Origin of the sequence: Sinorhizobium sp. BJ1 (genome assembly GCF_002531555.1) — a bacterium.
Classification (GTDB): domain Bacteria; phylum Pseudomonadota; class Alphaproteobacteria; order Rhizobiales; family Rhizobiaceae; genus Sinorhizobium; species Sinorhizobium fredii_B.
Map to the genome: position 1 here is coordinate 46,269 of NZ_NWTH01000022.1, position 17,675 is coordinate 63,943.

Genomic DNA, 17,675 nt, shown 5'->3' on the forward strand with positions numbered 1-17,675 from the left:
GCTTTTTGTATTTGCAGTGACCGCCATATTGTCCCAAGGGGCGCCGTCCAGCCTGGCGGCGCCCCTCCGATCCAAAGAAACGAGACTTCAGGCCACCGGAATTCCAATTCCCAATTCTGCGAGGACCACATCGATCTGTTTTGCCGACGCAGGAGCGGCATCGCCGTTTCTGATTTTGTCGGCCAGGCTCGGTATATAGACCTGCCCGCTGACATAGCGCTCGTTCAGACGTGTCGTGTCCGTGTAGCTTTCGTCCGAACCGGCGGTCGCAGCCAATTTCGCCGGGTCGCCACCGAACGCATCGAGCGCATGGTGTAGATTGTCGCGCAACGTCTCCAGCCCTTCCTTCGCAATGCCGTTCAGCCAGTCGATGAACTGCTGGCGGTCGGCCGGCTGGTCGAGACGATAGCCCTTGAGTTCCGCGTATCTGGCGAGGATCGGCACCGGGCTATGGCCATCGCCGCTCTGGTCGACGAGCGCGCCGGCAGCGGTTTCGTTGAGGTCGGAATGGGCGAGGAAACGCTTTGAGGTGTCGGTCATGTATTTGTTCGAATCGCGCGTGTCGGTAACGATCATCTGGCCGATCACTGCGGCGCCGACGATGACCAGCCCGGCCGGGCCGAACATCGTACCGGTTCCGAGCGCCGCCATGATGGTTCCACCCGCCGCCGCGGCTGAAAGGCTGCCCATCAGCGGGTCGCCGGCCTTGAAGTAGTCGAAGGCGACCCAGGCATCGAAGCCGCCGCTCAGCGCGCCGAGAAACTTGACCGCCGGCCGGCTGCTGCTGCCGAAATGCTTGACGGCGGCGGAGTCGGCGTTGAGGTGGTCCATTCCGCCGAGTATCTCCACCGTTCGCTGGCCGAGCCCGACCGCATCGATCACCACTTTCAGATTGTTTCTGAGCGTGGGGTTGTTCTGCGCCACGGTCGCCGAATTTGAAATGCTCGCTCCGGTGGCCGCAACGCCGATCAGGCGGAGCATCTGACCCGGTCCGGTCGTGTTGGCGAAGGACCTGACGCCGCTAGAACTCTTGAGGTCGTTCAGATCGCCGTTGAGGGTGGCCATCTTTGCTCGGGATTGCTCGACCGTCTCGCCCGGTTCGGGCAAGGACTTGCCGACTGCGTCGATCGCCCGATCCATGTCGGCCTTGGGAATGCCGAGCATCTGCGAGAGTTTGCCGTCCTTAAGCTCCTCCAGGCTGGCCCTGGCTTTGCCGAGGCCTGCCGGGCCGCCGGACTGCAGCTCGGGAAACGACGGCAGGACCTTGTGGCGGATGATCTGGGTCGTAGCCTCTTCGGCGAGCTTTCTGCCCCGGTCGGTCAGGCGGGCTTGGTAGCCCATCAGGTTCAGAACGGCCGGATTGTCTATGAGTGCTGGATACTTCTTCATGGCGATCTCGATGGCCATCGCAGTCTTTTCGTCCGACAGGATCTTGCCGATCTCGTCGTTGACGGCTTGCTGCTGTGAGGCAAGTTCCGGCGGTAGATTGCCGAGCGCCGTCAGTTGATGCAGCAATTTTTCGCCGCTCGTGGCGATGTTGTCTTCCAGGCGCTGCTCCGTTTTGGCCCATTCTGGGCCTTTTTCCTTCTTGTAGTCTTCGACCGCCTTGGTGAGCTGCTCGGGGGTCATTGTCCCTCCGTGGTTGGAAACTAGCCACTGAAGCTCCTGCATATGCGCCGAATAGGCGATGACGTCCTGGTTGACCTTGGCCGAGGCATATTGCTTGACGTTTGGAACGATGTTCTCGACGACGAAGTCGGGTGAGGCCGCCGCACTCTTGGCGCCGACAGCGATCGGATAGTCGAGGCGGGAGCCGTTGCTGATCGCCACAGGGATGGAGTTCGGGTGGTAGCCACCGATCTCGGCAAAGCGCTCGACGATCTGATCGGCACCCGGACTGTCGCCGATGCGGTCGATGATCGCCATCATGTTCGCCTGGCCGTTCATTCCGATCAGGTCGGCGCCGATCGTTTCCTGCTTCCTGACGTTTGCCGCTTCCATGGTCGGCATCGCGGAAGAGACGAGGTCGACCGCCAGCCGCGGATCGACGCCGGCGGTCAGCCGCTCGAGATTGGCCATCGTCGTTGCAGCATCGCCCTGATCGCTCAAAGCCTCTTCTGGCTGATAGTTGGCGAGCGGCTCCGATGCCCAGTTTGCCGCCCGGTCGATCAAAGCCTTCGCGTCCTCCGAGCGCAGGAGGACGCGCTGGACCTCCGGCGTGGCCGAGCCATAGCCCGAAGCGAGCTTGCGGAACGCTTCATCCGGCCCGCCAGCGGCGTTTGCGTTGTCGATGATCTCGCGTGCCTTGTCTTCGACGTCGACGCCGGCATGCGTCGAGGGACGCAAGCTGACATTCAGCGCTTTCGCCGTGTTTTCGATCGCCGCCTGGGCGGGCGCCGCATCGGTCCAGTCGCGGTCGTAGAGGCGCTGCAGCGTCTCCGATCGCTCCTTCTCCGGTAGCTTGTCGATATAGCTTCTGACGTCCTTGGCGATCTCGCCGGTCTTCGCCTGATAGTCGATCTTTGGATCGTCGGAATACTGGATCCGATTGCCGCGATCATAGATCTCGTCCGCTATCACCGCTTCCCCGTTCGTCTTCAGGCCGCGCTCCTCGATTGCTGCCTTGACGGCGTTGCCGGCCGGCCTTGCATCCAGCCAATCGCTGTTCATCAGCCGGAGAGCGGCGGTCTGGCGTTCCGCCTGCGGCAGGTTGTCGAGATAGGCTCCGACGTCGCGCTGCATGTCCTTGCCTTCGGCGTCGTAGTCGATTTTCGAAGGGTCGTCGGCATAGGCGAGCTTGTTGCCGCGGCCATAGAGATCATCGATGAACGCAGCCTCGCCCTTGGGCACGCCCTTGCCGTCCACCGGGCCTTGCGCGACAAGCTCGGGCGAGGCGAGCGGCACGATCACCACGTCATTGGGGTCGATCGCCGCCGAGTTCGCCGTCAGCTTGATGCGGTTGACGGCCATGAGGTCGTCCAGGCTGACATGGTTCTCCTCAGCGATCTCCGAAAGACTGTCGCCCTTCTCGACGACGATCGCCTTCTCGGTAAGAGGATCGATCGTCCTCGGCCCACCGGCCTCGGCCCGCTCGCGCACGGCCTGGTTGATCTGCTCAATGAAGAAGCGCCGCTGCTCTTCGGAGACGGACGTTGCGCGACCGCCGTTTGCGTCGTAGCGGTTCTTGCCGTCGATATCGATGCGATAGGACATGGGCGGGGTCTCCTCGGCTCTATGCGGCGCGCGAGAGGTGCACATCCGGCGAATGGCGCGGAAAGCGAAGAATGGTCTCTGAAATCAAGACGCTGGTCGGTTGCGCGCCAGCGCGCGCGGGCCACTATGGCGGGCCTGCTTAATCGTTTGATGACAGGGACTGGATTTTGTGGGCCGGCGCGAAGCCTTATTCAGGCGTCGTCCCGAGGAGGCCGCGCAGCATTGCCGGGGCCTCTTTCAGGATGGCGAGCTCCGCAACCATGTATTGCAGGAGATAGTTGAGATAGAGCACAATCAGGATCGCGAAGAGCAGGTTCTTGATCGCCAGCGACAGATCGAAGACATGCAACTGCGGCGACATGCGTGACAGGTATGCAAGCATCAGATCGGCAATGAGCAGAGCGAGCACGATCGGCGCAATCAGGAGAACGCCGATTTGCATGACCCGGTCCAGAATGGCGAGCACGGCCTCGGCTGCGCCGGAACCGAGGCTTGGTGCGAAACTAGTGACAGGCCAGACCTCGTAGCTTCGGTAATAGGTTTCGGCGAGCAGGGAAAAGCCGCCTGACTTGAAGAATAGGGCGACCAGCGTCAGAACGAAGAAGGTTCCGGCGATGCTGGTTTCCGTCGCCTGCAGCGGATCGACGAGCTGCGCCGATGTCGAGCCGCGTTGCAGGTCCACGAGATCGCCGGCGACTTCCGCGGCCCAGAACGGAATGCCGAGCACCACGCCGATGATGAGCCCGAGAATGATTTCCTTTAGGATCAGGCCGGTCATCACCAGGGTCGAGAAGCTCTGTCCCTCCGCGAGCGTCGCCGTGAAGCTCGGTATCAGCGGAAGGGCGATGGCGATGGCCACGCCCGAGCGGATCAGTCCGGTAAGCCCGAGCCGCACGAAAGCCGGGGTGATGACGATCATGCCGAGGGCGCGAGCCATCGCGATCGCGGTGCCGGCGAGCACTGGGTAGACGACGTCGAACAGCGAGGACGTGGCGGAGAGGAAGTCCACGCCGCTCCCCTATCGCGTCAAGGCCGGAAAGATGTCGAGCGTGTTGCTGGCGAAATTGGCGACCTGGACGGCGAGCACCGGTCCGAGAACGACCAGGGCCAGCATCACGGCGACCAGCTTGACGGCCTGCGGGAGCGTCTGGTCCTGGATCTGGGTCAGCGCTTGGATGAGACCGACGCTGACGCCGATGACGATCGCGATGGCAAGCGCCGGGGCCGAGGCGATCAGCACGGTCAGCATCGCTTTCTGCATCTGGGCGAGGAAGGCGGTTTGATCCATCGACGCTACCCATAGCTCAGGATTAGGCCGTGCATCAGCCGCGACCAGCCGTTGACCGCGACGAAGAGGAATATCTTCAGCGGAATGGAGATCAGCGTCGGCGAGACCATCATCATCCCCATTGCCATGAGCACGGTCGAGACGATGAGATCGATCACCAGGAACGGCAGGTAGAGCAGGAAGCCGATCTCGAAGGCGCGGGTCAGCTCCGAACTGACGAAGGCCGGAACGAGAATTAGCAGGCTGTCGGTCTTCACCGAGGCTCTCGCTTCCTCCGACCAGATGCGCTCGGTTGCCTGCAGGAAGAACTGGCGCTCGTTCTCATCCGTGTAGCGGGTAAGGTGCGCCTGCAGCGGTGCCCTGAGCTGATCGGCCGCCCGCACCATGCTGTCCATCGATTGCACGTCGACCTGTTCGCTCGAGAGCGTCCGGTACATTTCACCGACGAGCGGCGTCGTCACATAGACGGTGAGGATCAGCGCCACACCATAAAGCACCAGATTGGGCGGCGATTGCTGGATGCCGAGCGCGTTGCGGATCAGAAACAGGACGATCGAGATTTTCAGGAACCCGGTCATCGTCACCACGGCGAGCGGGATGAGCCCGATCGTCGAGACGATGATGATGATCGGGATGAGATTGGTGGTCGTCTCACCCATCGGTCGAAAGCCGCACCACGCGCACGCCGAGGCCCTCGCCGATCCTGATCAACTCACCCTTCCCGACCAGCCGCCCGTTCGCCAGGATATTGACGGGGCTTGAAAGGCTCGGGCTGGCTTGAAGCACCGTTCCCTCGCCCATCCTGGCGATTTCCTTCAGCGGGAATTCGGCGCGGCCGATCTCGAAGACGAGCTCGATCGGCAGATCTGCGAGCGGTTCGAGCTCTTCGGACGAAGGCGTTTCCTGCTTTGACATGGCGGAGAATTCCCAACTTGTTTTCAGTGGCTGCCAGCCGGAGGCGAAGGCGAGGCCGGCTTCGCTCCGGCGCAGAGGCGCGATGAGGTGGTTGCCAAGGACGGCGAACGGCTCGTCCGCTTGCTCGCACATGACGATGTCGCCGGGGCGAAGGCTCTTGAACTCGCGGAGGGTCAGTTGCTGGCCGCCGGCGCGGAGCTGGATCGGCTGGACGAGATTATCAGTGAACTCGTTCAGAAAACTCGTCCTGGTGCCGAAGGCCTTGCCGATCTTCGACGCCGCCGCGGCGCTCAAATGCAATTCGGCAGGGAGCGGAAAATCGCCGCTATCGATCGTCCAGGGGAGCTTGATCGCATAGTCGGCCGCCTCGTCCGGCGGCTCCAGGCGCAGCGGTTCTCCGATGCGCTTTTCCAGTTCCTCGAGCACGGGGGCGAGAGCCTCCTCGAGGAGGATGTTGCGTTGCAGGGCGGTGAAGTTGACGAGGCTTCCCCTTACTCCGAGGTGCGCTGAAAGCCGGTCGAGCGCGGATGCGGGAATCAGCCATCGGCCCGGCGAGGCGCCGATCAGGAACGCCAGCTGGACCGGATCCATCACACGCCGCATACCATTGCCGGGTTCGAGGTCAATATGGACAGACGGCAGTGAGAGCCGGAAGGCGCCCCGGATGCTCAACAGCATGTTGGCGAGGTCGATTTGTGCCGCAGCGACCTCCGGCAGCCAGGAGGGGTCCTCCGTGAGCGAGCGGATGTCCGGGGCGGGCGGGGTCTGGGTCGACAGCCTCATCGTCTACCGCTTCCTGCCCTTTGGACGGATCGCCTCTTCGTCCTCGATCTCGTTGATGAGGTCGGCGCGCTTCGTCGCCTTCCGCTGTTTCTGCTCGCAGAGGATCTGAATGCGGTCGTGCAGTTCTTGTTTCCGCCGATACTCGGCGGCGAGTTCTTCCCTTTTGCGGCCTTCCTGTCTTTCGTGGCGGTCCGCATCGTGGATGTGCTCCTCCAGCTCACGGGCACGGTGATCCAGGTCGGACAGCGCGCCGCGATAACGTTCGAGGTCGCCATGATCGAGGGTCCCTTGAGCGAGATTGGAATAGAGAGCCTGCTCTTCCCGCCTGCGCTGTTCATCGTGGGCAAGGTTTTCAGCCTTTGCCGCTTCCAGTGCTCGGACGGTTTGATCATGACGATTGTGCTGGCGCTGGGCCTGCTCCTCCGCCCGCCGCATCCGCATCGCCCTCAATTCGACAAGCTGCCGCAAATCGCCTTTCCGGGTCACGCAGCCAACCTCTTCAATTGTTCGACGGTCGCCTCCAGCGGCGAGAACGCGTCACTCTCCTGTCGCAGAAAAGCGTCGATGGCGTCGCGCTTGTCGATCGCTTCATCCGAAAGGGCGTCTGCGCCGCGTTCGTATTCGCCGACCCGCAGCAGGAGTTCGATCTCTTCGTAACGGGCAAGCAGCGTCCGGATATGGGCGGCGTCGTCCCGGTGCGTCCTGCCGGTAACCGTGTCCATCAGCCGGCTGCGGCTTTTCAGGACATCGATGGCCGGGAAGAAGTTGCGCTCGGCGAGATCGGAACTCAACATGATGTGCCCGTCGAGAATGGCCTTCGTCTCTTCCGCAACCGGGTCCAGCGTGCCGTCACCCTCGGTCAGCACAGTGTAAAGGGCGGTGATCGAGCCGCCTTGCCCCGGACCGGCCCGCTCCAAGAGGCGCGGCAGGGCGGCGAAGAGCGACGGCGGATAGCCACGGCGCGTCGGCGGCTCGCCGGCCGCCAGGCCGATTTCCCGCTGGGCACGGGCGAAACGGGTGACGCTGTCCATCAGCAGCAGGACGTCGCGGCGCTGATCGCGGAAATATTCGGCGATCGCCGTCGCGGCATAGGCGGCCTTCACCCGCTCGATCGCCGGGCGGTCGGAGGTCGCAACCACGACGACAGAGCGACGGCGCCCCTCTTCGCCGAGCTGTCCCTCGATGAATTCCCGCACCTCGCGGCCACGCTCACCGATGAGACCAATGACGATGACGTCGGCCTTGGTGCCGCGGACGATGGCGGAAAGCAGCGAGGATTTGCCGACGCCCGGCTCGCCAAAGATGCCGACGCGTTGGCCGCGCGCCACCGTCAGCAACCCGTCGATCGCCCGAATGCCGAGTTGCAGCGGTTCGGTGATCAGGTCACGGTGAAGGGCGGGGGGCGGCGGGCGGTGCGTCGGGTAGTATGTGTCGGTGACGACCGGCAGTGTCCGCTCGGCGGAGAAGTCCAGAATTTCGCCCAAGGGGTTCAGGACCCGGCCGAGGAGGTCGTCGCAAACCGGGATCTGCAGGGTCTTGCCGGTCGCGATGACCTCGGCGCGTGTCGACATGCCGTCGAGATCGCCGATCGGCGTCAGCACCGCCTCCTCGTCCTCGAAGCCGACGACCTCCGCCGGTACCGTGGCGCCCGAAACCGGGTCCCTCAGATGGCAGAGTTCGCCGATCCGCACCATCGGTGCGGTCGCGTGGACGATGACGCCGGTTATCCGGCGAACACGGCCATGCAGGGGCCGTGTTTCGCTGCCGAGCGCCCGCTCTCGCAGCCGCCGGATGAGATCGCCCGGATCGGTCAGGAGATGCTCGTTCATGCGGCGGAGCCCGGGCCGCTGGGCTGGGCGCCGCGCAGCGCATCGCGTATCACCGAGAGCTGCGTGTCGAGGCCCGCATCGACGACGGCCACGGCGTTGGCGAGCACGCATTTGTTCGCATCCAGTCGAGGATCGGGGAGAACGGCTATCTTCAGCGTGCCGTTGTTGCTGTGCTGATGCACGAGCTCGGCGACACGGTCGGCAAGCGCGGGAGCAACGGTAATCGTGACGTCGCGCTCATGCTGGAACGATTGCAGCGCCTGCTGCGCCAGCCTGGCGACGAGCTCGGCCTGATCGAACCGGCCGAGCAGTTTCTCGATGACGGCCAGGCTGAGCTCGGCTACCTGCCGGTCCAACCCGGCCATGTAGGCGTTGACTTCGGCGGTGGTCCTCAGAAGCAGCGCTGCCGCCTGGCGTTCGCCCTCGACCCGCCCGGCTTCATAGCCCTCCTTCCTGCTTTTCTCGACGAGGTCGCGCAGCTCTGCGCGCTGCCGGTGCGCCTCCGCTTTTGCCGCCTCCAGGAAGGCAAAGCCTTCGAGCCACTGCTCTGCTTCGGCTTGCCGGAGAATTTTCTTGGTGGGGCTCGAAGGGATCTCGTTCATTGGACCTCCCTCAACGCCGCGCCGACATTCTTGTCCCGCACGAGACGCCTGACGATCACCGCGCCGCGCTCCGAATCGGTCGGCGCGGAAAAAGCGATGCCTTCAGCGGTCTCGTCTCTCAGCCGCAGCCACGCCGCCAGCGGCTCCGGCAGCGAGACTTGCCAGCTCGCCCAGCATTTCCGGCCGTCGGCTTCGATCGCCTGCACCAAGAGATCGAGGTCGCCGGGTGGCAGATGGCCGGCGGCCAGCTCGCGGTTGTGGACGGCGAGTTGAAAGGAGAGGTCGCCGATCCGCGACTTCATCTCGGCAACCGCGCGGTTGCGGATCTCGCTGGCCAGCACATGGCCCCAGAACACGGCGCCCGCCAGACGGCTGTATTGCTTTATCTGCTCGGGCGACAGTTCGAGGAGCTCGAGATCCTCCTCTGCCGGGCGCTGACAGGAGCCGGCTTCCGGAAGCCGGTATTTTTCGGAGAGCAAGCGCGCGAGCGGCCGCTGCACCCGGCGGGATTGCTGCAGCCTCGCCGCGGCTTCGAGGGAGATCGCCTCGTCATAGGCATGAACGATATGGCGCGGGTGAACGAGGCGGGCCGGAGCCGTCTGGAAAATCGCCCAAACGCTTTCCGGATCGGCGTCCGCCAAACCCTCTGCCAGCGAAGGACCCGTCATTTCGCCGGGCCATAGGGTTGCAGCGGATAGACCTTCCGGCGCCGGCTCTGCTTTCGCCATGCCAGACAGCCGAGGCAGCCGATCGCCGCGAGCAGGCCGCCGAGGAGACAGCCGAAGATCAATCTGGCCTTGGCGACGCTCGCCGGCAGCATCCAGATCCCGAGGAAGGACGTCAGCTCGGCAGCGGCAACAGGCTCGCGCGTCCGCTGGCTGGCGACGGGCACGACCGAGACCTTCTCGTAGGTGAGGCCCGATATGCTGTTGGCGACCAATGTCTTGATCCGCGGGATCAGCGGATTGACGTCGAGATCGGCTTCGTGCCGGATGAATACGGAGGCGGAAGCGGGAATTGCGTTGCGCTGCAGCGGGTCGTTGTCGGGCAGGACGACGTGGACACGGGCCGACAGGACGCCGTCGATTTCGGAAACGGTGCGGGAAAGCTCTTCGCTGAGCGCATAGATCATCTGCGCGCGTTCCTGCACTGGCGAGGCGACGAGCCCCTCCTGCCGGAACACCGTGCCGAGCGTGGCAAATTTTTCCTTGGGGAGACCCGCCATGTTGAGCGCGGTAACGGCCTGCGAGAATTGATCCTCATCGACCGTAACCGTCAGCTTACCGTCTTTCTGCGCGACACGGCCCGCGGCAATTCCCTTCGAGAGCAGCGTCGCGACCATTTCATTCGCCTCGCGCTCATCAAGGTTCGTGTAGAGATCGACGCTGCAGGCTTGCAGCGTCAGAACCATAAATGCGAGCACCAGTCCGCGCGCAATTGCCGGGGAACACAGCAAGATATTCATTGACCTTTGGTGAGCGTCATCGTCGCGCTGGTGAATTGCGTCGGAGCGCGGACGACCATCTGCGTCTCGATCGCATGGTCGAAGATCCTGCCCAAGGCTTCCACCAGCCGTCCGGCCTCGCTGTCCGGCGTGCGTGCGACATTCGCTTCAGCATTAGCCGCGTTCGGCGCAAAAGACGGCGATGTCGGCGATTGGCCTGTTTCGGCGGAAAGCCCGGTCCTGCTGGCGAATTTTCCGGCCCGTTCGACGAAGCCTTCGAGTTTGTCGATGATCGTCCGGCCGAGATCCGCCGGGCTCGCACCGTGCGGCAGCGTATTGGCGTTCAGCGCGGAATGCTCGAACAGGTTCTGCGAAGCGAGCGGGACCGACTCCTGCGGAGCAGGGGACATTGGGAGCGTGGCAGTCTCCACTGGCGGGACAACCGTCATGATTGCTTCTCCTGTTGGCAAAGAGGGGAACTATTCTTCGTCGGACAGCACTTCCTGGGCGATCTTCATCATTTCCTGCCCGATCAGCTGGCTGCCGCCGCTTGCGGCGGCTTGCTGCAGCGCTTCCTCGAATTGTGCCTGAGAGGGGTCCACATTCTGTGTCTGCGCGGGCGCCTGTGTGGTCGGGTTTACCGGTCCAGCCATCTATTGCTCTCCTGCTGAGGTGTCGCTTGTTTTTGAATTGGCGGCCGTCTTGCGACCGTTCTCGGTCAGATCGTCCGCAACCTCGTCGTGCTGGCCGCCGCGGAAGATCCTTACCCGCGGATCGTCCATCTGGGCCGCCGGGGGCGGTTGAACGGACGAAACGACCTGCTTGACCATTGCAATGAATGGGGGCGGACCCGACACGCGAAGCGCGGGGGCGTTGGCGGTGGCTCGTACGGAGAAGCGCTCATCCATGAGGTCGAGCCGCTCGATCTCATCTATCACCGCCTTGCCGTTCGCCCTGCCGATGTTGATGATCTGCGTCGAGAACTCGTCGCTCGTATTTATGTGCAGGACCGAGCCGTCGAAATACCAGATGAGACCGTTCCCCTGCGTCAGCTTGTCGAGGAAGCCGCCCGCGGTTTCGGAGCGGATTTCGCCGCGCACCTGGCCACGGATCTTATCGGACAGAAGCACCGGAATCGAGAGGTTGCGGCCGAACTCCTGCAGCGCGTCGCGAACGTCCTGGTTGATCAGGACATAGCTGTATTTGCTGCCATACCAACCCGGATATCCGGCAAATGCCGGATACGTGCTCGCTAATATAGCGATAGCAAACATACAGAACCTCCCCATGAGCATGACGTTCTTCATGTCAAACGTTCCGATTGTTCGCGTCAGCGGCCGAAAACTATAACAGTAGATCGACAGGTGCAACTCGAGGTTCCGAAAAAATACAAGTAACGCCCTTTGCTAAACAAGCACCGGCTGAAAATGCTTTGAAAGTAACTGATTTCTCCGAGCCGGTAGCAATTTTATGACAGTTGTCGGCGCGATCTAATCGTTTATAATCACGAAGTATTACACACAGAAATATTATGTGATGCCCTTGCAAATTGTCATTCCCTGGCTTCGACTTTAACCATTGCACCGCCCCGATATGGGGGGTCGACTCGATAAGAACTGTACGCCGGCGCCAGGGCCTTGCCCCGACCGGCCCGAATTTCTCAAGGAGAAGACAATGGCTGTTTCCGGTGTAGGCGGTACGCAAACCTCGGACAATTCGATCGATAAGATGACGGACGCCTTCGACAAGGCGATTGAGAAGTCCGCGAAGATCACCGAAATCACGACCGAAAAGAAGGTCGCCCTGGACGCCGCAAAGCAGCGTCCGAACGGCTAAGCGGCCGAAGGGCGGCTTAGCGCCGCCCTTCATCCACATTTGCGAGAAACCTGACTTGACCGGGCTGCGCCTTGCGCGCGGCGTCGGTGTCTCGGCTATCCGGCCAGCGAGGTGATAGTTCCATGGCATCCAATCTGGTCTTGAGGAATCCTGCCGCTTTGACGCTCGATGTCTTGAAGGGCGTTCACAGCGGCGTTTCACTGCCTTTGGATAAGGGCGCCTATCTGATCGGTTCAGGCGCCGATTGCGACCTGATGCTCAGCGACAGGGATGTGTCGGCGCATCACATGCGCCTGCAGTTTGCCGGGGCGGACGTGATGATCGAGGCGATCGGCGCCGATCTCGTGGTGGACGACACGACCGTCCCGGTCGGACATGGGCTTCAGGTTCCCACCCCCGTGACGGTGACGCTCGGCGGCGCAAGCCTCAGCCTTTCCCGGCCGGCGCGGGAAGCGACGCCTCGAAAGGCGGAAAAGTCGTCGCGCGCCAGCTGGATGCTCGGCGGCGTGGCGGCCTTCTCGCTGCTTACCATAGCGGCAGTCCAGGCCGGAGTTGCGGACGTCGATCACCGGCTTTCCATGGCGGCTCTCGACGAGAAGGCGATGACGACCGGGACGGTCGCGTCCACGGTTGCCTCGCCACAGGATGTCTCGGCAGCACTTTCGGCAAGGCTGCGCGACACCGGTCTGTCGGACCTGAAGGTCGACGTCGAGGGGACGCGGTTTTCCGTTTCCGGTGCCGTCGATGACGAGGCCCGCAAGAACTGGGGCGAGGTCCAGGCCTGGTTCGACCGTTCCTATGGCACGGCTTACGTTCTGACGAGCCTGGTCGGCGACGCCGTGCCCAAGGCGGCACCGAAATTCAATCTCCGAGCCGTCTGGTTCGGCGAGACGCCCTATGCGATCGGCGCCGACGGCGCGCGTCTCTACAGGGGAGCCGCACTCGAGGACGGCTGGTACATCAAGGACATCCGTGACGGCAGCCTGACGGCCGCCCGGCAAGGCGAAGAATTCGTCCTCCGCTTCTGAGGCGCGACGAGAGGGGACAACAGATGAGTATCGAGGTCCGCCGGCACGACAATCGCAACCGCGCTCAATCAGGCGCGGTGTCGTTGCGGCCGGACGCGGCCGGAGGCGCCCAATCTCAAGAGTTCGACGCCAGGCTCCTGCAATCGATCCGCCAGACCCGCCAGAAGCCGTCGACCGGCAATGTTCGGTCCGGCGCCGCCGAGCGGGCCAGGCTTTCGAACGCCAGCCTGTTCGATCTGTCGCGATCCCAGGAGATCCTGACGTATATCGTCCGGGAAGTCTTGCCCGGGCTGGATCTCGACGAGGACATCGCCAAGCTCACCACATCGATGCTGAACGACGAGATCGAAAGCAGACGCGATCTACAGCACCGTCTGATGCAGGCGCAAAGCAGTTGACGCAGCGGCACGCGGACAGCCTCGAATTCCTTCATGCGCTCGGTTCGCTCTACTGTCGCGCCGGCCACCATGAGCGCGGCCTGGTATTTCTTCTGCTTGCGGCAAAAATCGCCCCGGACAATGTCGCGGTGTTGCATTCGCTGGCCGAGGCATTCGTCGAGAGCGGTGCCGGCCTGCGTGCGATCGCCGCCATCGATCGGATAGAGGACATTTCCGAAGCCGTCGATCCAGCCGTTGGGCGGTTGAGGAGCAAGGCACAGTGGCTACGCGGAGAGAAGGACCGGGCCCGCGAAGCGTTCGAGGCCTATCTTCGGGCGAGGGTGGCGGAATGAGCGCGATCGCCGCGGTCAACCAGTTCGCCAGGGCGGCATCCCGGCGGTCGGACATCGTCGTTGCAGCCGTGGTGATGCTGGCAATCACCATGATGATCATCCCGATGCCGACTTTTCTCGTCGACGTGCTGATCGGCTTCAATTTTTTCTACAGCCTGCTCATTCTCGTCGGCGCGCTCTATATTTCAAGCCCGGCGCAATTCTCCTCGCTGCCGTCTATCATCCTGCTCGGTACGCTCTTCCGGCTGGCCCTGGCGATCACCACGACGCGGCTGATCCTGACTGACGCGGATGCCGGACAGATCGTCGCTGCCTTCGGCTCCTTCGTCGTCGGTGGTGACGTGCTCGTCGGGCTCATCGTCTTCCTGATCATCACCATCGCCCAATTCGTGGTGATCACCAAAGGCGCCGAGCGCGTCGCCGAGGTCGGGGCCCGCTTCGCTCTCGACGCGATGCCGGGCAAGCAGATGAGCATCGACAACGAGGCCCGCAGCGGCGACATCGACCAGCAGGAGGCGCGGCGCCGGCGCGACGACCTCGAACGCGAGAGCCAGTTCTACGGCGCCATGGACGGCGCTATGAAATTCGTCAAGGGCGACGCGGTGGCTGGGCTGATCATCATTGCGATTAACCTCATCGGCGGGCTGACGATCGGATCCTTGCAACGCGGCCTGTCGGTCGGCGAAGCGGCGCACACTTATTCGCTTCTGACGGTCGGCGACGGCCTCATTTCGCAGATACCGGCCCTGATGATGGCTGTGGCGGCAGGGGCGGTGGTGACGCGCGTGCCGTCCGGCCGCGGCCCGCAGGACCTCAGCTCCGAAATCCTCGGGCAGCTCGGTGCGAGCGAGCGTGCGCTGGCGCTGGCGGCGGCGATCCTTTTCGGTTTTGGACTGGTGCCGGGTTTTCCGCTCATCGTCTTCTGGGCGCTTGCCGGCGTGGCCAGCCTGCTCGCCTACGCCGCCCGCAGACGCCAGGCTGCCGAAGAGGTTGCACGGACTGCTTCGACCCGACGCGAAGCGCCTCGCTCCGTGTCCCCCGGTGGACGTGTCGTCGATCACATAGCGGGCAACCTGCCCGGGACTTCGGGCACGCCCGCTGGAATGCCGCAAAGGATTACTGTGACGATGGGGGAGGAACTGGCCGGGTGTCTGCCTCAGCCATCGTTCACCGAGCGGGCGGAGGGCCTCGCCGAAGCGATCCTCGAGGATCTCGGCATTCGCGTTCCGGCGATCGGCCTGCACACCGCCGCGCGCCTCGCGCCGGCCGAGTTTCGCATCGACTTCGAGGGCGTTCCCGTCGTCGAGGGTGCGCTCCTGCTTGACCACCTCATGGTCTGGGACGAAACCGTCGATCTCGACATCATGTCGATTCCCTATGTGATGCAGCCGGACCTCCTGGGGCTGAAGCTCGTCTGGATCGAACGGTCGCATGTGGCAGCTCTCGACGCTGCCGGTGTCGGCTATTGCGAGCAGGCAGACGTGGTGATGACGCTCGTCGAGCGCGTCCTGCGCCGTTATGCGCCGGACTTCATCGACGCGCAGGAAACGCGTGCGCTGCTCGGCCGGCTGGAAGAGACCTATGGCGATCTGATCAAGGAGGTTCTGGAGGTCGTGTCGGTGCAGAGGCTTGCCGACGTGCTCCGCAGGCTGATCGAGGAAGACGTGCCGATCACCAATATGCGCATCATTCTGCAGACGATCGCCGAACGTGCAGCGCAAGTCCAGAACCTGCAGTCGCTCACCGACAATGTGCGGGCGAGCCTCGGGCGGCAGATCTGTTTTCGTCTTGCCGACAGCAACCGGATCGTTTCGGCCTATCTGTTGACGCGGCCGTTCGAAGACGAAGTGCGAGCGGCGATCGAGAAGAATAGCGGTCCGGCCGGCACTGTGCCGGAGCGTCTGGCGGCACCGATCCTCGACGAGCTCAAGAGGCGGCGCGAGAAGGCCGATGCGCAGTCGCGCACCGCGATCCTGACCTCAATGGACATTCGTCGGCACATCCGAAACCTCCTGATGCGCCACGACGTCCCTATGGCGGTTCTGTCCTATCAGGAAATCTCCGCGGAGTTCAGCGTCCAATGCCTCGGCTATATCGCGCTTCCGGTCGCCGGAACGCCGGAGCTTGGAGGTGCCGGTCGCGGATGAGCTTTCGGAAATCGACATCGAGAAGATCCATGTCTCGCTTGCGCGGGGGCGCGGGGTGAGGGGAACGAATAGGGAGTGGAATGCTAGTTTTGCGAAGCCTTCGCTTTGTCCAGGCGGGGAAACTCTTTCTGTTTATCTTGCTGGCCGCACTTGCGGTCCACTGTGCGCTGCGATCGGCGATTGCGCAGGTTAAGGTCGACGCCATAAACGGCCAGGTTCTGGAACTCACCGTTGGCGAGGGCACGATTCTTCGCTTCGACGAACCGGTCGAGTCGGTGTTTCTCGCCGACACGGCAATCGCCGACGTGCGCGTCGTCTCGCCCGGCGTCGTCTACATCTACGCGACGAAGACCGGCGATACCAATCTGATCGCGCTCAGCGCCGATCAGATGACGCGCGGCACCGTGCAGGTGCGCGTCAGCGGCAATCCGAGAGCCGCGGAACAGTCGGCCCTGGCGCTGCAGCCGACGACCAGGGTCGATATCAGCCTCTTCGGTGGGCAATATGTCGGCACCGGCCAGACCCGCAATGTCGGCGAGGCGATGGACATGGAAAGTGTCCTGCAGAGCTATTCGACACCCGACAAGCCGGCGCTCAACAACACGACGATTACCGGACCGAACCAGGTCAATATCCGCGTCCGCTTTGCCGAAGTCGCCCGCAACGAATTGACGCGCTTCGGCATCGATTGGAGCGTTTTCGTCAACAGCGGATCCTTCTCCTTCGGCATCGTTCGGACCGGCGGCGCCAGCAATGAAGACGATACGGGTATCGCCATCGGTGCACGGGGCGATAATGTGAACGTCAATGTGCTGCTCGACGCGCTGCAGGCAAACGGCATCCTGACCATCCTGGCGGAGCCCAACATCACCGCCGTCACCGGCCAGACCGCAAGTTTCCTGGCGGGCGGCGAGATACCGGTGCCGGTGCCGGCTGGCGACGGTCAGATCGGCATCGAATACAAGCAATTCGGCGTGTCGCTGCAATTCACCCCGACGCTGCTGCCGAACAACCGAATCGCCCTGCAGGTTCGTCCCGAGGTCAGCAGCGTTTCGCAGGACAGCGTCGTCTCGATCGCCGGATTGGTGGTGCCGTCGCTGCGCATCCGCCGTGCGGACACGACCGTCGAGGTCGGCAGCGGCCAGACCTTTGCGATCGCCGGCCTGTTCCAACGGCAGGAATCGCAGACGCTGAACAAGACGCCCGTCGTCGGCGACGTGCCGATCCTCGGCGAGTTGTTCAAGTCCAAGCGGTTCCAGCGCAATGAGACGGAACTCGTCATCCTGATCACCCCATACCTCGTGTCACCCACCTCCGAGCGAAACATGAAAACGCCGCTGGACAGCCCCTCCGGTGTGATTACCTCGCCGCGCAAGAAGGCGAAGCCGGCGGTCAACAATGGATACGGCTTCTATGTTGAATGAAATTCCTTCGGGAGTGGCGAAGATGCGGGCGGCGTTGATGGCCGGCCTGCTCGCCGCGGCGGGCTGCAGCGGTTCGCATCCGCAACCCTATTCCCCCAATTACAGCTACCTCTCGATGCACAGCGCCCCGCCGGCGAAGGGCGGGTTCGTTCGCAAGGGCTACGACACGACCGCGACCCAGACGCTGGTGCCGGATGCGTGCATCACGCCGGATACCGCCGACCAGCCGCTTTACCTGCCGTCCGGCTGCGCCAACAACCTCAATCTGCAGCTCATGGCTGCGGATCAACGGCATCTGCTCAAGGGTCGCGAAATGGGCCCGGCGATGGCCGCGCCCGTGGCGCGCGCAGCGAAAAACTACATCGATCGCTACGGGGAAGACGGCCACCGCAACGCGGCGAATCAGACGGGGGTAGAATGAAGACGTGTTGGTTTC

20 protein-coding genes are annotated in these 17,675 nt (G+C 63.2%); 7 read left to right on the top strand and 13 right to left on the bottom strand.

Annotated elements, in window-relative coordinates; translation table 11 throughout:
- Positions 1-87 precede the first annotated feature (87 nt).
- From CO676_RS23750 to CO676_RS23810, 13 genes are all read right to left on the bottom strand, one after another.
- On the bottom strand, positions 88-3,213 hold the full coding sequence (locus CO676_RS23750; RefSeq protein WP_097522881.1) for a LysM peptidoglycan-binding domain-containing protein: 3,126 nt from the start codon (positions 3,211-3,213) through the stop codon (positions 88-90).
- A 187-nt stretch (positions 3,214-3,400) separates the two neighbouring features.
- Positions 3,401-4,222 (bottom strand): type III secretion system export apparatus subunit SctT, encoded by an 822-nt coding sequence (gene sctT, locus CO676_RS23755; RefSeq protein WP_097522882.1) that lies wholly within the window; start codon positions 4,220-4,222, stop codon positions 3,401-3,403.
- 9 nt (positions 4,223-4,231) lie between these two features.
- Positions 4,232-4,501, bottom strand: a complete 270-nt coding sequence (locus CO676_RS23760; RefSeq protein ID WP_014762917.1) for a flagellar biosynthetic protein FliQ — start codon at positions 4,499-4,501, stop codon at positions 4,232-4,234.
- 5 nt (positions 4,502-4,506) lie between these two features.
- Complete coding sequence (sctR, locus tag CO676_RS23765) at positions 4,507-5,160, bottom strand: type III secretion system export apparatus subunit SctR (RefSeq protein WP_014762916.1); 654 nt, start codon at positions 5,158-5,160, stop codon at positions 4,507-4,509.
- Positions 5,153-6,199 carry a type III secretion system cytoplasmic ring protein SctQ gene (gene sctQ, locus CO676_RS23770; protein WP_097522883.1) on the bottom strand — a complete coding sequence of 349 codons (1,047 nt, stop codon included), beginning with the start codon at positions 6,197-6,199 and terminating at the stop codon, positions 5,153-5,155. The genes sctR and sctQ overlap by 8 nt, the downstream gene beginning before the upstream one ends.
- Before the next feature lie 3 nt (positions 6,200-6,202).
- Positions 6,203-6,685, bottom strand: a complete 483-nt coding sequence (locus tag CO676_RS23775; protein WP_097522884.1) for a YscO family type III secretion system apparatus protein — start codon at positions 6,683-6,685, stop codon at positions 6,203-6,205.
- Positions 6,682-8,028 (bottom strand): FliI/YscN family ATPase, encoded by a 1,347-nt coding sequence (locus tag CO676_RS23780; RefSeq protein WP_097522885.1) that lies wholly within the window; start codon positions 8,026-8,028, stop codon positions 6,682-6,684. The genes CO676_RS23775 and CO676_RS23780 overlap by 4 nt, the downstream gene beginning before the upstream one ends.
- Entirely contained in the window at positions 8,025-8,630 is a 606-nt protein-coding gene (gene sctL / locus CO676_RS23785) for a type III secretion system stator protein SctL (RefSeq protein ID WP_097522886.1), read from the bottom strand. The genes CO676_RS23780 and sctL overlap by 4 nt, the downstream gene beginning before the upstream one ends.
- Complete coding sequence (locus tag CO676_RS23790; protein ID WP_097522887.1) at positions 8,627-9,298, bottom strand: type III secretion protein; 672 nt, start codon at positions 9,296-9,298, stop codon at positions 8,627-8,629. The genes sctL and CO676_RS23790 overlap by 4 nt, the downstream gene beginning before the upstream one ends.
- The gene (sctJ, locus tag CO676_RS23795) at positions 9,295-10,095 is read right to left on the bottom strand and encodes a type III secretion inner membrane ring lipoprotein SctJ (RefSeq protein ID WP_097522888.1); all 801 of its coding nucleotides are present in this window, start codon (positions 10,093-10,095) and stop codon (positions 9,295-9,297) included. The genes CO676_RS23790 and sctJ overlap by 4 nt, the downstream gene beginning before the upstream one ends.
- Positions 10,092-10,523 carry a hypothetical protein gene (locus tag CO676_RS23800; RefSeq protein ID WP_097522889.1) on the bottom strand — a complete coding sequence of 144 codons (432 nt, stop codon included), beginning with the start codon at positions 10,521-10,523 and terminating at the stop codon, positions 10,092-10,094. Before CO676_RS23800 ends, sctJ begins: the two co-directional genes overlap by 4 nt.
- A 30-nt stretch (positions 10,524-10,553) precedes the next feature.
- Positions 10,554-10,727: a hypothetical protein gene (locus CO676_RS23805; protein ID WP_097522890.1), complete on the bottom strand. Its 174-nt coding sequence runs from the start codon at positions 10,725-10,727 to the stop codon at positions 10,554-10,556.
- Positions 10,728-11,348 (bottom strand): type III secretion protein, encoded by a 621-nt coding sequence (locus tag CO676_RS23810; RefSeq protein ID WP_179875619.1) that lies wholly within the window; start codon positions 11,346-11,348, stop codon positions 10,728-10,730.
- Positions 11,349-11,748: 400 nt separating this feature from the next.
- Between CO676_RS23810 and CO676_RS35425 the strand changes: the two genes are divergently transcribed.
- From CO676_RS35425 to CO676_RS23840, 7 genes are all read left to right on the top strand, one after another.
- The gene (locus tag CO676_RS35425) at positions 11,749-11,910 is read left to right on the top strand and encodes a hypothetical protein (protein ID WP_014762906.1); all 162 of its coding nucleotides are present in this window, start codon (positions 11,749-11,751) and stop codon (positions 11,908-11,910) included.
- A 122-nt stretch (positions 11,911-12,032) separates the two neighbouring features.
- Positions 12,033-12,938, top strand: a complete 906-nt coding sequence (locus CO676_RS23815) for an FHA domain-containing protein (RefSeq protein ID WP_097522892.1) — start codon at positions 12,033-12,035, stop codon at positions 12,936-12,938.
- A gap of 23 nt (positions 12,939-12,961) precedes the next feature.
- Positions 12,962-13,336, top strand: coding sequence for a hypothetical protein (locus CO676_RS23820; RefSeq protein ID WP_097522893.1), 375 nt, complete (start codon positions 12,962-12,964; stop codon positions 13,334-13,336).
- Positions 13,333-13,668: a type III secretion protein gene (locus CO676_RS23825; protein ID WP_097522894.1), complete on the top strand. Its 336-nt coding sequence runs from the start codon at positions 13,333-13,335 to the stop codon at positions 13,666-13,668. Before CO676_RS23820 ends, CO676_RS23825 begins: the two co-directional genes overlap by 4 nt.
- Entirely contained in the window at positions 13,665-15,815 is a 2,151-nt protein-coding gene (sctV, locus tag CO676_RS23830) for a type III secretion system export apparatus subunit SctV (protein WP_097522895.1), read from the top strand. The genes CO676_RS23825 and sctV overlap by 4 nt, the downstream gene beginning before the upstream one ends.
- A gap of 80 nt (positions 15,816-15,895) precedes the next feature.
- Entirely contained in the window at positions 15,896-17,239 is a 1,344-nt protein-coding gene (locus tag CO676_RS23835; RefSeq protein WP_097522896.1) for a type II and III secretion system protein family protein, read from the top strand.
- Entirely contained in the window at positions 17,229-17,660 is a 432-nt protein-coding gene (locus CO676_RS23840; RefSeq protein ID WP_097522897.1) for a hypothetical protein, read from the top strand. The genes CO676_RS23835 and CO676_RS23840 overlap by 11 nt, the downstream gene beginning before the upstream one ends.
- The last annotated feature ends 15 nt before the right edge of the window (positions 17,661-17,675 follow it).